Origin of the sequence: Bacteroides sp. PHL 2737 (assembly GCF_004115325.2) — a bacterium.
Classification (GTDB): Bacteria; Bacteroidota; Bacteroidia; order Bacteroidales; family Bacteroidaceae; genus Bacteroides; species Bacteroides hominis.
On the sequence record NZ_CP040630.1, the window covers coordinates 352076 to 366422 of the forward strand.

At 43.6% G+C, this 14347-nt stretch carries 10 protein-coding genes; 1 reads left to right on the forward strand and 9 read right to left on the reverse strand.

Features of this window, described 5'->3' with window-relative positions:
• Positions 1-15: 15 nt before the first annotated feature.
• The 7 genes from DBK98_RS01525 to carB form a co-directional block, all read right to left on the reverse strand.
• Complete coding sequence (locus DBK98_RS01525; protein WP_032536211.1) at positions 16-1857, reverse strand: OmpA family protein; 1842 nt, start codon at positions 1855-1857, stop codon at positions 16-18.
• A 24-nt stretch (positions 1858-1881) separates the two neighbouring features.
• On the reverse strand, positions 1882-2478 hold the full coding sequence (locus tag DBK98_RS01530) for a DUF3575 domain-containing protein (RefSeq protein WP_005811199.1): 597 nt from the start codon (positions 2476-2478) through the stop codon (positions 1882-1884).
• A gap of 29 nt (positions 2479-2507) precedes the next feature.
• Positions 2508-3419: a FimB/Mfa2 family fimbrial subunit gene (locus DBK98_RS01535; RefSeq protein ID WP_032536212.1), complete on the reverse strand. Its 912-nt coding sequence runs from the start codon at positions 3417-3419 to the stop codon at positions 2508-2510.
• A gap of 111 nt (positions 3420-3530) precedes the next feature.
• Positions 3531-4784, reverse strand: a complete 1254-nt coding sequence (locus tag DBK98_RS01540) for a FimB/Mfa2 family fimbrial subunit (protein WP_032536213.1) — start codon at positions 4782-4784, stop codon at positions 3531-3533.
• Between the two features lie 394 nt (positions 4785-5178).
• A complete protein-coding gene (locus tag DBK98_RS01545; RefSeq protein ID WP_005811206.1) occupies positions 5179-6123 on the reverse strand; it encodes a Tsr15 family tyrosine-type DNA invertase in 945 nt (314 codons plus the stop codon).
• A gap of 216 nt (positions 6124-6339) precedes the next feature.
• Positions 6340-6768, reverse strand: coding sequence for a polymer-forming cytoskeletal protein (locus tag DBK98_RS01550; protein WP_005811209.1), 429 nt, complete (start codon positions 6766-6768; stop codon positions 6340-6342).
• A 198-nt stretch (positions 6769-6966) separates the two neighbouring features.
• Positions 6967-10188: a carbamoyl-phosphate synthase (glutamine-hydrolyzing) large subunit gene (gene carB, locus DBK98_RS01555; RefSeq protein ID WP_005811211.1), complete on the reverse strand. Its 3222-nt coding sequence runs from the start codon at positions 10186-10188 to the stop codon at positions 6967-6969.
• Positions 10189-10511: 323 nt separating this feature from the next.
• Between carB and trpS the strand changes: the two genes are divergently transcribed.
• Complete coding sequence (gene trpS / locus DBK98_RS01560; protein ID WP_005782386.1) at positions 10512-11603, forward strand: tryptophan--tRNA ligase; 1092 nt, start codon at positions 10512-10514, stop codon at positions 11601-11603.
• A gap of 67 nt (positions 11604-11670) precedes the next feature.
• Here trpS and DBK98_RS01565 read toward each other — a convergent pair whose 3' ends face one another.
• Positions 11671-12858 carry an OmpA family protein gene (locus DBK98_RS01565; RefSeq protein ID WP_005811214.1) on the reverse strand — a complete coding sequence of 396 codons (1188 nt, stop codon included), beginning with the start codon at positions 12856-12858 and terminating at the stop codon, positions 11671-11673.
• A gap of 169 nt (positions 12859-13027) precedes the next feature.
• Entirely contained in the window at positions 13028-14347 is a 1320-nt protein-coding gene (locus DBK98_RS01570; RefSeq protein ID WP_032536214.1) for an HlyD family secretion protein, read from the reverse strand.

Consider the following 14347-nt stretch of genomic DNA (forward strand, 5'->3'; position numbering starts at 1 on the left):
TACTTTTTTATATTTCTACCTCTTATTATATATTTCGACACGCCTTGCCCGACGGTTCACTTGTATCCAGTCGATACCTCCCTCCGGCCAGCGATGATACTCAATTTCCTCTTTCACCTCTTCCGGAGAAAGTTTTATCCTACCATGGGCCTGTATACCGAAACGTACATTTAAACCATGATTGCGCAGGAACTCTGCAACACTCTCTGCCCTTCGTTCTGACAATGAATAGTTATAACTGTCACTTCCTATCTCATCGGCAAAACCATCGAACCTCAGTTCCGAAAACTGGTAGGTACCCATTTCATTGATAAACTGCTCAAGCCTCCGTACAGATTCATCGGTCAGTTCATCCGAATCGAAATCAAAATAAAGAGTCATCAGCAAACCTTCAGGTGCATATTGCTTCAATGCAACAGACTCCGGAGAAACTGTTTCCGTAGCTCCGTTCAACAACAAAGCGCCACCCAAAATCGCATTCTCCTCACTCATCCCGTAAAAGGGCATCCCCTGCTGAGTACCTAAATCTTCTACCGTACGGAGGTAATAAATATCATCTCTTGAAGCCATCTCACGATCGGATACAAAATAAGCAGTTCGTAAATCGAGCGGACACATATAATAATCGTTGAAGACGGAATTTACCGGATGGGGAAAATGACTGATACTGCCCGGCACTACCCCATCCTTATCATAATAAGCACTGAACAGGTCATAACCACCGAATCCCGGCAGCCCGTTAGACGAAAAGATGAGACGTCCTTTATAGATTACAGGAAAGATCTCATCACCTTCCGTGTTGACATCCGGTCCCAGATTTACAGGGGTTCCCCATGTCCGGGCCTCGTCATCCCAATGAACAACATACAAGTCGAACCCTCCGTATCCTCCCGGCATGTCGGAAGTGAACAATAATGATTTACCTTCATTGAATAAGTAAGGATGGGCATACGAAGACATCTCCTCCTGTGGAAAAGCCGGAACATACTTCGTAAACCGTTTCTTTTTATTCTTTAGCACAGAATAGAACAACTTTGTACGGAAAGGGCGTAGTTTCCGGTCTGCCATCTCCACTGTTGTCTTCTCTTTATCGTACTCAATGACTGTAGCTACCATTGACTTCATATCCGGCGAAAAGGTCACCGGACCATTCTGCAAGTCAGCAGGTATCTTCCGAAAATATCCATAATATCTCGGAGGTTTCTGAGCCTCGGCACCGGTTTCGTCAAGTGCATAATAGTGAGTACGATGAAAGAACAACTTTCCCGGATCATTGAATTTACTGTAGCTAATGGCATAAAACGGCTGCTCACCATAATTTCCAACCCAAAATTCAGCATTCGGTGTATTCAGTGATAAACGTTTTGCCGAAAATCCGGGGTCTTCCTGAACCGAATGGCGCATGGCAAGTGCCTCTAACGTATTCTGATAACGCTGATAGCGACTATATATATCCTTATAGGCATTATCCAGGCAGATAGCTTCTGCTTTGCGGGCCTGTCCCTGAAAGCGCAAGGCATCTATATAGTCACAGACATCATCTACCCCGAGCAGATCCGGACGCAACCCCATTGCTTTATCATAATGTTCTGAGGCGCGACCGTATTCCCTCACCATAAAATACAAACGTGCTGTTTTGAGATGAAGCGCAGCCTGACTGTCCTCATCTTTTTCACGCCTGATAGCCGTTTCGTACTGGGCCATCGCTTTATCAAATTTCTGCCTGATAAAATTACGGTCTGCCCGCCGTTCTATCCGCCCTATCTTCCGCTCCTGCGCAACGGAAGGCATAGTTCCTCCCATTAAAAAAAGGAATGCGGCAGCCGACAGGAGAATCTGTATCTTCTTCTTTCTCATTTCAGCAACTTTTTATCAGTAACATTAGCGGAATATATTATAAGTAAGATTTACACCAAACTTAGTCGGCCCAATCCATCTCTTGGTTTTCTTACGTTCCAAAGGGAAATTTACATACTCTCCGCCCAAATAATATTTATTATATTGGAGGTGCGCATATCCCAGCCCAATATTCAGATCCAGCCCCCAACGGGAGTTGAAAGCAAATTTATATCCGGTTGAGATACCACCTGACACTCCCCAGCCTTTACGACGATAACTCTGTAACGGATCATTATGCTTCAACAAACCAATATTAAAGTTACCGTACATGGCATAAGGACCTATGTAAAATCCATCCCACGAATCATTAGTATAGAAGTTACGCGGATTCACATAATAGCGCAATTCAACACTGCTTTGGAGTGCCCGAAACACTTCTTCATGTTTCTTGAATAAATACGGCATCCATAGCACTTCACCGTTCACCGTGAGTTGCCTCGTCAATGTATACTCAAAGCCAACGTTAGGCGAACCGGTCAGCCAAAAAGGAATATTCACTTTGACACTTTGTGCCTGTACTCCGCTGATTAAGCAAAATAAAACGGCGACACTCAAAATATGTCGTATAACTGATTTCATTCTAATTCTCTTTTATATGTATATATGTATCATTCCATGTCCGTATCTCCACTCTCGATATCTTCGTTCCATCCTACAACCGATATCTTAATAACGGTATAAGATTCGATTTCAATAATTATACGTTTACCATGCAATAGCCGTAACGGCAATCCTGTCTCCCTTTCCGTAACTTCCACGGGCAAATGGTTGACAACTGCTCCATTTTCATCGAGAAATGTATAATTCAACCTCATCGGTTCATTCTCCACAGAAGGAATAAAACGATGATCTACCTCTAATACATCGGCTTTCTCCTGTACGGGTAATGTTCCGAAATGAAACATTTTATCCTCGGGAGTCAATCGGCCGGTCAGAGTATCATTTTTGAGGTATTGCATCACAGGTGCTCCTTCCGCAAGCAATTGTACCTTCTTTATATGCGATACATCACCGGGAAATTTCTTAAACCGAACCGTTATACGTCCGGTATAGCGTTCCAATGCTGTGGTATCGGTCTGTAAAATGCCCGGATGTACAATTGCGGGTACGAACTTCTGGAATAATATATCCGAAGGCTGTACATATCTGTTCGGTCCGGTAGAACTGCTTTTCAGAATAAAAGCAGAAGCATCCAGATGTTGCCCGTCCACAAACGTAAGACTGTCCGTATTGGTATAACAGTATACTTTATATTCGCCGGGAGTTAACCTAAAACTAAACAAGCCCGCCTCCATGCGCGGATCTTTATCCCATGGAGAGGTTGCATAACGTGCGCCGACCAATGTTCCGGCATCGTTATAGACCAGCACTCGACAATCACTGACAGTCTTGTTCAGAACCTCGGGTACAAAAACCTGATAATTCGTTTCATCTTCAAAATAATCATATGTACACGACGCAAGCGAAAGTAAGACTGCTACACCAGTAAATAATACTATGAGAAGTCTGTTTTTTCTCATGTTCTATAGTTTATTTCATTATCCTCCCCCCGAGGCTCTCGGGAGCAGCAAGCGTTTCTGCCTATTCTCTGCTCCCGGACCATGATTCCAAGGGGAGTAAAAAGAAAGTTTTTACATTATAATATCTGAATTTACAATATTGCTATCCCAAGGTGTAGGAGCTCCTACAGTAATTGTCAGGCCACCATATTCCGTAGGAGTTACAGGTACAGTCGTACTTCCGCCGGTACGTAAAGTCAGGTTTACTTCACGAATCACATTCGGTACAAAATTCTCTTTAACCACTCCGGACCAATAAACGGTAGCTTCATCGGAAAGTGCAGTACCATCTCCCAAAATATGTCCGGCTTTACCACGTCCTGATACCACTATAAAATACTGACGCTGTCTGTCAGCCGTACCGGTAGTTGCAGAATCATTAACGCGTCCACCATTATTGGGGAATACAACCACATCTCTCCACATCGTAAAGTTTCCGTTTAAAATCGTTCCTCCAGGGTTATAACCGGATCCGGGCTCAGCCGTTTTAAAGACTTCACCATCCGAAATAGACAATATGTTAGTAGCAGTCGAGGTAGCACTTACTCCTCCGTCATTCCCTGCCATCACTTTCAGATAATCCGGCAAGCGATAAATCATAATAGAAGCGTCTTGTGTAAAGTCAACCCCTTTGGCGGTATTCTCATTATTCGTATTTCCTTCTTTATCCTTTACGTTCAGACGGACACGCATCAAAGAGACTTCACGTTTCAAAGCAATCGGAGATGGAGTTGCAGTAGCATCCGAAGAAATGACTACACCTGAAACAGCTCCCATAAAAATCTCGGCAGGTTCCGTATAGGCCGTATTGCCTGCCAAGGCAGCAGAACAAAAAGTAGGGAATGCACCTGGCTTATATTTCATCACCATGTTCTGCACCTGTTTCTGACGTACATTCCACATTCCCCATTCTACAGGAGTTGTGCCCCCATCCAAATAGGTATTGATAGCATCCGCTGAACTTTTCGCATTTGCTATAGCAACCATCGTATATGTACCAGCAGGCACATCTGTATAAGTAAAAGTAGTATTCCCGTCTGTTGGATTAACTACATCTGAAAACCGCACGATATTGCTTGCGTCATACAGCAAAATCTGCACCTGACGGATTTTACTCCACGATGTTTCCGGCACTGCAGTAGATTGCGCAGCTCTCGTCTTACCTCCTTGTTCCATACTTGTTCCTTCAAAGTTCAACTTAACTATAAAGTTAGTCTTCGAGTTCCCACCAGGAACTTCTCCTGAAGGAAGTTCATTGTGCTCTGAACAAGCACTCATGGCCATTGCAGCGAGCAAAGACCATAAAAACACAGATTTCTTTTTCATAAATAATTCACTTTAGTTTCTACTTAATATTTGATTCAGACAGAATGTTGGTTTCTTATCTCAATCGATCTGCCCGTTACTTCGTAGGTAACGGGTCTACACAAATTCCAAGACAAAGAGGCGTCTTTCAAGGAGTTGTTTTTACTAAAATGAATCTTTACGGTCTCAAAAAAGACAATAAAATCCTTTCCCATCTTTCAACCTGAAAAATGGAAGAATCTTTTGTTGTCTTTTTCGAAGAACAACCCAATAAAAATGTTCAGTTATTTAATATCTATTGCAAAAATAATTGTTTTATTATGCGTATTTCAAAAAATATATTTAAATTTGCCGCCGATATCACCTTCCGTTACCTACGAAGTAACGGATAATATTTCAACTAATAATCAACTGATTAGCTTCTAATATTTTTATCTATTCCTCTTTTCTTCTTCGATAAAATATATGTAATAAGAGAACGATTCATCCGGTTTACCTCATCATCCCTGTAAGGTTGAAAATAAGTCTCAGTCACTTTCACCGAAGAATGCCCCATAGCATTACAAATCAAACTTGAATTATAATTCTGCCGGAGTGCCGTAGTCGCCCAGGTATGACGTGCCACATAAGTACTTAGCCGTTCCCTGATTCCCAAGGTATTTGCCACCTGTGTCAGGCGATGGTTCAGAAGACGCAACATACGGGTATATTGCCCATATTCATTCTCACCGGGATTTTGGATAATAGGAAAAAGATAAGGTGAATCCGGAATCGCATACATATACCTCCGTATAATTTCCATTGCCTCTTTGCCCACCACCACAGTCAGTTTACGACTGGTTTTGCGCCGGTGATACGTAATTACATTTCCCTGTAAATCGCATCTGCGCAAAAAAGCAAGATCTACAAACGGCATCCCGCGAAGCAGAAACAAAAGAACAAACAAATCCCGGCTGAAAGCTAATTTTTCCGGCAATGGTTTCTGGTCCGTCATCAGTTTACATATCACCTCCGGCGAAACAGCCCTTTTTACGGGACAGTCAATTCCGGTATGCACTTTATTGAAAAGACGTGGCACATAAGTTGCCACTCCCCGCTCCAGCGCCTGATTATACACAGATCTCAGCATACGCATGTAAGTAGAAATAGTGTTCCATTTAAGTTGATCAGCCAGCAGTTTCTGTTCAAACAAAGCTAACCATTCGGGAGTCAGTTGGCTAAAGGTGATTTCACGTCCATTCATAAATTTTTTCAGTCGATTTAAAGTGCTCTGATATACATGGGCAGTACCATTACGTTGCTCTTTTTTCAGTTCGACTATTCGCTTCTCCATAAATCGAGTCAAAAGTTCTTTTTTCATTTTAAGTCTGTTAAGATTACAAATTAGATTATTGCAAGCTTTTGCTTATCCATTTCATATATCAGACTGATATTTCAACAAATTGCAAAAAGCGTAGTGCCATAACAAACCAACTGCATAATTATCTCTTTTTTTTAGATAACTTTGCAGCCTTCGAAAAACTTTTAACCACAATTGGAATAGACAAAACCGGTTCTTCTCAAGAAGCCGTTTCAATCATTTCTCAGTATTCACAGTCTCAGGCTTCGCAACCTGACTTGTCACAAGTGTATTTTTCTCAGTAGTATTACAAGTACCGTTAAATCTGGCTTTCGATTCTATTTCAAGTTTACATGTATAAACATCGCCATTCATTGTACATCCCGATTTCATAACCAAATCTTCTGCCACCTGAATATCTCCCTGTAACATCCCGTGTAACACAGCACCGGTACACGTCACATTTCCTTTGATTCTTCCCTGAGGACCAATCACTACTTTCCCTTTACAGGAAACATTTCCTTCTATTATTCCATCTAAACGCAAATCCCCTTCTACCGTGATTGCTCCTTTCACCATTGTTCCCAATGCTATTGTAGTCAGTTTATCAATACCGACTTTCACAGTCTTTACAGAATAATCTTCATTCTTTTTCTTTCCAAACATATTAAAATCTGAATTATGTAAATTAAAAAAGGACGAACATTCTTCTGATACCAAATATTAAGTAGATTACAAATATAAGTTAATTATAAGACAGGCAGAAGAAAAAGACGAGAAAAAGACAACAGGTCACTATAAAAAGGGGAGAAACTGTTTCCAAGTTTCCCCCCTCTCCCTTATTATTTATCGCTACGGACAGTACTATTTATATTCCTGCCAGCTCTTTATCTGAATATCTTCAAGCTTCAAATCACAGAATGCTTCGATAAATGCACTCGCCAGACGCGCGTTGGTTATCAATGGAATATTATGATCGATCGCGCCACGACGGATACGATAACCATTTGTCAGCTCACGTTTCGAATGATTCTTGGGAATATTCACAATCAAGTCGAACTTATGGTCAGCAATCATCTTCATCACATTGTTCTCGGCCCCCGGTTTTTCATCCGGCCAGTAAACCGGAGTAGTATCTACACCATGTGCATTCAGAAAAGCAGCAGTTCCGGCTGTTGCATAAATCTTATATCCCTGGTTGAACAACATGCGGCTTGCTTCCAGCAAATCGACTTTCGACTTCATTGCACCTGAAGAGAACATCACTCCCTTTTCAGGAATTTTAAAGCCGGTAGCAATCATTGCATTCAGCAGTGCTTCAGAAAAGTCGTCACCAATGCAGCCCACCTCACCGGTAGACGACATATCTACACCTAAAACCGGATCGGCTTTGTGCAAACGTGAGAAAGAGAATTGAGAAGCTTTCACTCCAATCCAGTCGATATCAAATGCCGACTTATCGGGACGGCTGTATGGAGCGTCGAGCATAATGCGGGTAGCAGTCTCAATAAAGTTACGTTTCAACACCTTAGAAACGAACGGGAAACTACGTGAAGCACGTAAGTTACATTCGATAACTTTAACTTCGTTGTTGCGAGCCAGGAATTGAATATTGAACGGTCCCGAAATATTAAGCTCTTTCGCAATCTGGCGGCTGATTTTCTTAATGCGGCGCGCTGTTGCAAAATAGATTTTCTGTGCCGGGAATACCAGCGTAGCATCACCCGAGTGCACTCCGGCAAACTCGATATGTTCTGAGATAGCATATTCTACCACTTCTCCATTCTGTGCCACTGCGTCGAATTCAATTTCCTTGGTATTTTCAAGGAACTGAGAAACAACTACCGGATACTCTTTCGATACCTCAGCAGCCATCTTCAGGAAGTTCTCCAACTCCTCGTCATCATAGCAAACATTCATCGCAGCTCCCGAAAGTACATAAGACGGACGAACCAGTACCGGATAACCTACTTTCTCCACAAACCCTTTCACATCTTCCAGACTGGTCAGCTCCTGCCATGCCGGCTGGTCGATACCCAACTGATCAAGCATTGCAGAGAACTTATTACGGTTTTCTGCCCGGTCGATAGAAACAGGAGAAGTACCCAATACCGGAACAGACTGACGATACAGTTTCATGGCAAGGTTATTCGGAATCTGTCCACCTACGGATACAATCACACCGCGAGGTTGTTCCAGATCGATCACGTCGAGCACACGTTCGAACGAAAGTTCGTCGAAGTACAGACGATCACACATATCATAATCAGTAGACACCGTTTCAGGATTATAATTGATCATAATCGATTTATATCCCAGTTTGCGGGCAGTCTGCACAGCATTTACCGAACACCAGTCGAACTCAACCGAGCTACCAATGCGATAAGCACCCGATCCTAACACAACTACTGACTTTTCATTTTTATAATAGTTCACATCATAACCCTGAACCGCATAAGTCATATAAAGGTAGTTTGTCAGTTCCGGATGTTCGGAAGCAATGGTATTGATGCGTTTCACGGCCGGAAGGATACCCAGTTCTTTACGACGGGCACGTACCATCAGGTTCTCTTTCTCCATATTTCCTGCCGGATTCAACACAAAGCGCGCAATCTGGAAGTCAGAAAAGCCCAGCACTTTGGCCTCCCTCAATACGTCTGCAGGAATATCCTCTACCTTATCATAAGCAGACAACTTCGCTTTATAGTCAACGATATTTTTCAGTTTGCCCAAGAACCACGGGTCAATCTTTGTCAGTTCATGGATACGCTCTATCGTATAGCCATCTTCCATGGCCTGAGCCAGAGCGAAAACACGTAAATCCGTCGGGTGAGAAAGCTCCTTATCCAGATCCTCAAAATGCACATCGTCGTTACCGACAAACCCATGCATACCTTGACCGATCATGCGAAGACCTTTCTGGATAATCTCTTCAAACGAACGGCCTATCGACATGATTTCACCAACCGATTTCATGCTTGAACCGATCTCACGAGATACACCGGCAAATTTAGTCAAGTCCCAACGAGGAATTTTACAAATATAGTAATCAAGTTGCGGAGCCACATATGCCGAGTTGGGAGTGCCCATCTCACCTATCTGATCGAGTGTGTAGCCTAATGCCACCTTAGCGGCCACAAATGCCAGCGGATAGCCGGTTGCCTTCGAGGCCAAAGCCGAAGAACGGCTCAAACGTGCATTCACCTCAATCACACGATAATCATCCGTATCCGAATTGAATGCATACTGAATGTTACATTCACCTACAATACCCAGATGGCGGATACATTTAGTTGAAAGTTCCTGCAACATTTTCAGTTCCTTGTCATCCAATGAGCAAGTCGGAGCTACCACGATCGATTCGCCGGTATGAATACCCAGCGGGTCAAAGTTTTCCATGCTTGCTACCGTAAAACAGTGGTCATTCGCATCACGGATCACCTCAAACTCAATTTCTTTCCATCCTTTCAACGACTCTTCCACCAGAATCTGTTTAGAGAAAGCAAATGAGCTCTCAGCCAATTTGAGGAATTCCTCTTCATTGGCACAAATACCACTTCCGAGTCCTCCCAGCGCGTAAGCCGAACGAACCATCACCGGATAACCAATGCGACGTGCAGCAGCAATAGCATCTTCCATGCTTTCTACAGCCTGGCTGACCGGAGTTTTCATATCAATCTCGTTGAGCTTCTTCACAAACAGGTCACGGTCTTCCGTATACATGATAGCCTCAACCGAAGTACCCAATACTTTCACACCATATTTATCCAGAATACCTTGTGTATAAAGCTCTGCACCGCAGTTCAAGGCAGTCTGTCCGCCGAATGCGAGAAGAATGCCGTCGGGACGTTCTTTCTTAATAATCTCCTCTACAAAATAAGTAGTCACGGGAAGGAAATACACCTTATCAGCAATTCCCTCGGAAGTCTGAATGGTTGCGATGTTCGGATTGACCAATACCGAATTGATGCCTTCTTCTTTCAAGGCCTTCAGTGCCTGTGAACCGGAATAATCAAACTCTCCGGCTTGTCCGATTTTGAGTGCGCCTGAACCCAAAACAAGGACTTTTTTCATTTCCTTTTCCATTTCTTTTATTGTCATTATAAGTTGTTATTTCTACGTATCCGCACAAAAAAAATGCGTTACCCTCAATAAAGGACTAACGCATTACCAAAGAACTAAATATCGTTTTTGGAGAAAAGAGAAGAAGTAGGCTGATTCCGGGTGAAATACACTCGAACGGAGATAATACTTACTTCTGATTTCCTGTTGATTCATTGCTATTTCAAAGTTTGTGCAAAGTAACGACTTATTTCTATAATTACAAAGGAATCTGGTAAGAATATTCGTTTTATTTGTTACTTCAGCTGATTCTGACTATCTTTGTCCTTCGATTAAAAATAAAAATAATGGGAAAAGAAAAAATCATATTGACAGGTGACCGTCCTACCGGAAAACTCCATATCGGACACTACGTAGGTTCACTGAAACGAAGAGTCGAACTACAGAATTCCGGCTTGTTTGACAAAACTTTCATCTTCATCGCCGATGCGCAGGCATTGACCGATAACATCGATAACCCCGAAAAAGTACGCCAAAACGTAATTGAAGTAGCCCTCGATTATCTGGCTTGCGGACTCGATCCGGAAAAGTCGACAATCTTCATCCAGTCCCAGATTCCGGAACTGTGCGAATTGACATTCTATTATATGGATCTCGTCACCGTATCACGCCTGCAACGTAACCCTACCGTGAAGACGGAAATACAGATGCGCAACTTCGAAACCAGCATTCCTGTAGGTTTCTTCACTTATCCCATCAGCCAAGCTGCCGATATCACTGCCTTCCGTGCCACTACAGTACCGGTAGGTGAAGATCAGGAGCCCATGATCGAGCAGGCCAGAGAAATTGTCCGCCGTTTCAATTATATCTACGGAGAAACATTAGTCGAGCCGGAAATCCTTCTACCGGACAACGCAGCCTGCCTGCGCCTGCCGGGTACCGATGGAAAAGCCAAAATGAGTAAATCGTTAGGCAACTGCATTTACCTTTCCGAAGAAGCGGACGAGGTACAGAAGAAAGTAATGAGCATGTTCACCGACCCCGATCACTTACGGGTGCAAGACCCAGGCAAAATCGAAGGTAATACCGTATTTACATATTTGGATGCCTTCTGCCGTCCCGAACATTTCGAACGTTATCTGCCCGACTATCCGAGCCTCGATGAACTGAAAGCTCATTATCAACGCGGCGGCCTGGGAGATGTAAAGGTGAAACGCTTCCTCAACGCTATTATGCAAGAAGAACTGGAACCTATCCGTAATCGCCGGAAAGAATTTGAGAAAGACATTCCTGCCATCTACGAAATGTTGAGAAAAGGCTGTGAAGTGGCAAGAGCTGCCGCTGCTGATACGTTATCCGATGTTCGTAAGGCCATGAAGATAAACTATTTCGATGATGCCGAACTGATTAACGAACAAGTAAAGCGATTCAATAAATAAAAAAAGAAACGCCCTGTTACCAGTCCGGCAACAGGGCGCTTTCTTTTAAAGAAGGTTGAGTCTGAATTTATTTAGCAGACTCTACTAATACAACGCGGTTTAGGTAAATAGGTTTACCGAATTTATCCACACCACCTCCGGCATCAACTTTCAAGCGGCTGGAATCTACTCCGTATTTCTTAACCAATGCATTGACAACAGCCTGAGCACGTTTCTGGCTCAACTCCTTATTGAATGCAGGAGTACCGGTTGCCGAGTCAGCATATCCGTATACGGTATATTGTGTATCCGGGAATTCTTTCATCTTAGCAGCCAGATAAGACAAGTTCATCTCTTCACGCGGAGACAGTTCAGAAGAACCGATTGTGAAGAATACAGTACGCGGAGCAATATTAGCATCCGTTACAACTACTTGTTCGGCAACTTCTGCCACCGGCTGGTTCTGTGCATCAACCAACTGCTGTTGCAGTGACTGGTTGGCAGCAGCCATTTCATTCATCTGGCGACGCATATTGGCCAATTCTATTTCAGAGATAATCTGTGGCATCGGACGGGCAAATCCACGGGCCGGGAAGCGGTAAGTCAGACCTGCAGTCAGGCTGGCAACGCCATCATACCCATGTTTTCCACCAATTTCTCCGTCAAACTTATCTTCAGCCAGCATACCACCGATTTCGATATTGATATCTACCGCACTCGATACGCGGAAACGGTTGATAATACCTGCGTTCATAGCAAATGCCTCACGATGAGGTTTAGAGTATGAATGAGTAAAACCGGCTCCCAAATAAGGGATAATTTCATATACACGGTGAGAGTTGTATCCGCCAAACAGAGCATTCAAATTGAACATCACGTCACCGTGAAGATTCATATAGTTGAATTTCTGTTTATAATACCCATTGGCCAGTTTACCACTCTTCACAAAATCGGCTGTTTCCGAATGGGCAAAGCCGCGCCCCTGCAAGCCACTGTACTGCAATCGCAATCCCAACCCGGGAGTAAACCATTTACCGACAGCCACATTCAATGTCGGACTGATACGGTCTCTGAACTTTCCGGCATGGTCGTTGTCACCAAACATGGCTTCGGCACCGCCACCGATAGAAAAGAACCAGTTATCCCAGAAGGAGTTAGTGATCACTTGATATTTGTCTTGTACCTGGATAACTTCGTATCCCGTAATCGTAGTTTGTTGCGCTGAAGCAACAGATGTAACGCCGGCTAAAGCCAGCAGCATTAGAATCTTTTTCATATACCTTAATAGTTAAAGTGGTTATTACAAATCTTCCTATTTATTATTGAAACTATTTAAATAACACCAACGAAACTAAAAGGTTTTGGATAAATGAAAATTTCCGAAGCATTTTCTACAAAGATCCGGAGATACACCTTATTATATATAGCTCCAAAGCTACTTTGACCTATTTTTGTTCCATGAAAATTTTTCGTAGCGGCATAATCAATCTTTCCAGCAGGCGAAGATCGTCCGTGATGATTTCCGCACTTCCCTTCATCTCACGAGTCAACGGCAGCATCTTTCCATAGTTGGTTGTCAACCCATCCGGCAAAGCAATATCGACCACATACATGCCTTCCGCCGTCGGCAGAGGCGAAACACTTCTCACCTCCCCCCTTACATAACCAAACTCCTGGTCCGGATAATTATTCAGACGCAAATTCACACGCTGTCCGGCCTTTACTTTACCCGATCCCTGTAAAGGCAGCAATGCCGTCCCTACAGGTAAGGATTCCTCTTTCGGGGCAACCACAAAAACGGTAGCCCCCGACTCCACATACTGATTCACGCTCCACACATTCAGAAAAGTAACTTTTCCTCCGACCGGACTTCGAAGCAGGTAATGTTGTTCCCATGCCGCAAGCTGACCCAACAACTGATCCGTAGCATTTCTCAGATTCACCTCCTGCGTCTGCTGCTCTTCAAACGCCTGTTTTTCCAGATCAAGCAATGCCTCTTCCGATTGCTCTATCTGCATATCTACCTGAGTTAACTGCATACGGGCCGATTCCTTTGACTGAAGGCTTTGCAAGTAGCGACTGCCGGACTGTTCAAACTCCGTAATAATCATCGCCTTACGATGATAAAGAATCGAATCTCTTGCATATGAGGCATGAGCTAAAGCATATTCTTTCTCTATCAGAAAATATTGCCTCCGAACCTGATCATAATATTTCTTCTGTGTAGCCAGCAATTCTTTCTGTGACTGCAACTTCTTTGCATAATATCCTAACTCTTTCATACGAACCACCTCGGAGAGGGTACTCACAAATCCTGCATAAGCCGACTGTATCTCACCCAGCCGCCAGCGGTCGGTCTCCGAAAGCAGAAAAAGGCTTTTCCCCGATTCCGGTGTATATCCTTCCTGCTTCCACTTCTGCATCTTCCCCTTCAAAGAAAACACATCCACCGCACGAGCCGTATTCTCTATTACACCCAAATTCATATCCGGCTTCACCTCCTGGCCGTTCTGTACATACAGGTCCGCCAATCTACCGGCCGAACGTGCCATTACATAAGATGGAGGCTCCTGTGTACTCACCGTCACCTCTGCAGTTATCACATCCGGATATTTAAACCAATAGCTGCCTGCCACCAACACCACTACGATGATAAACAATACCGTAATGCCACTACGCAGAATCCACGCCGGAACACGGTTCATCACCTCCTGTACCTCTTCACTGCGAAGCTCGATTTCTTTATGTGTGTGCTCCTTTTCCAT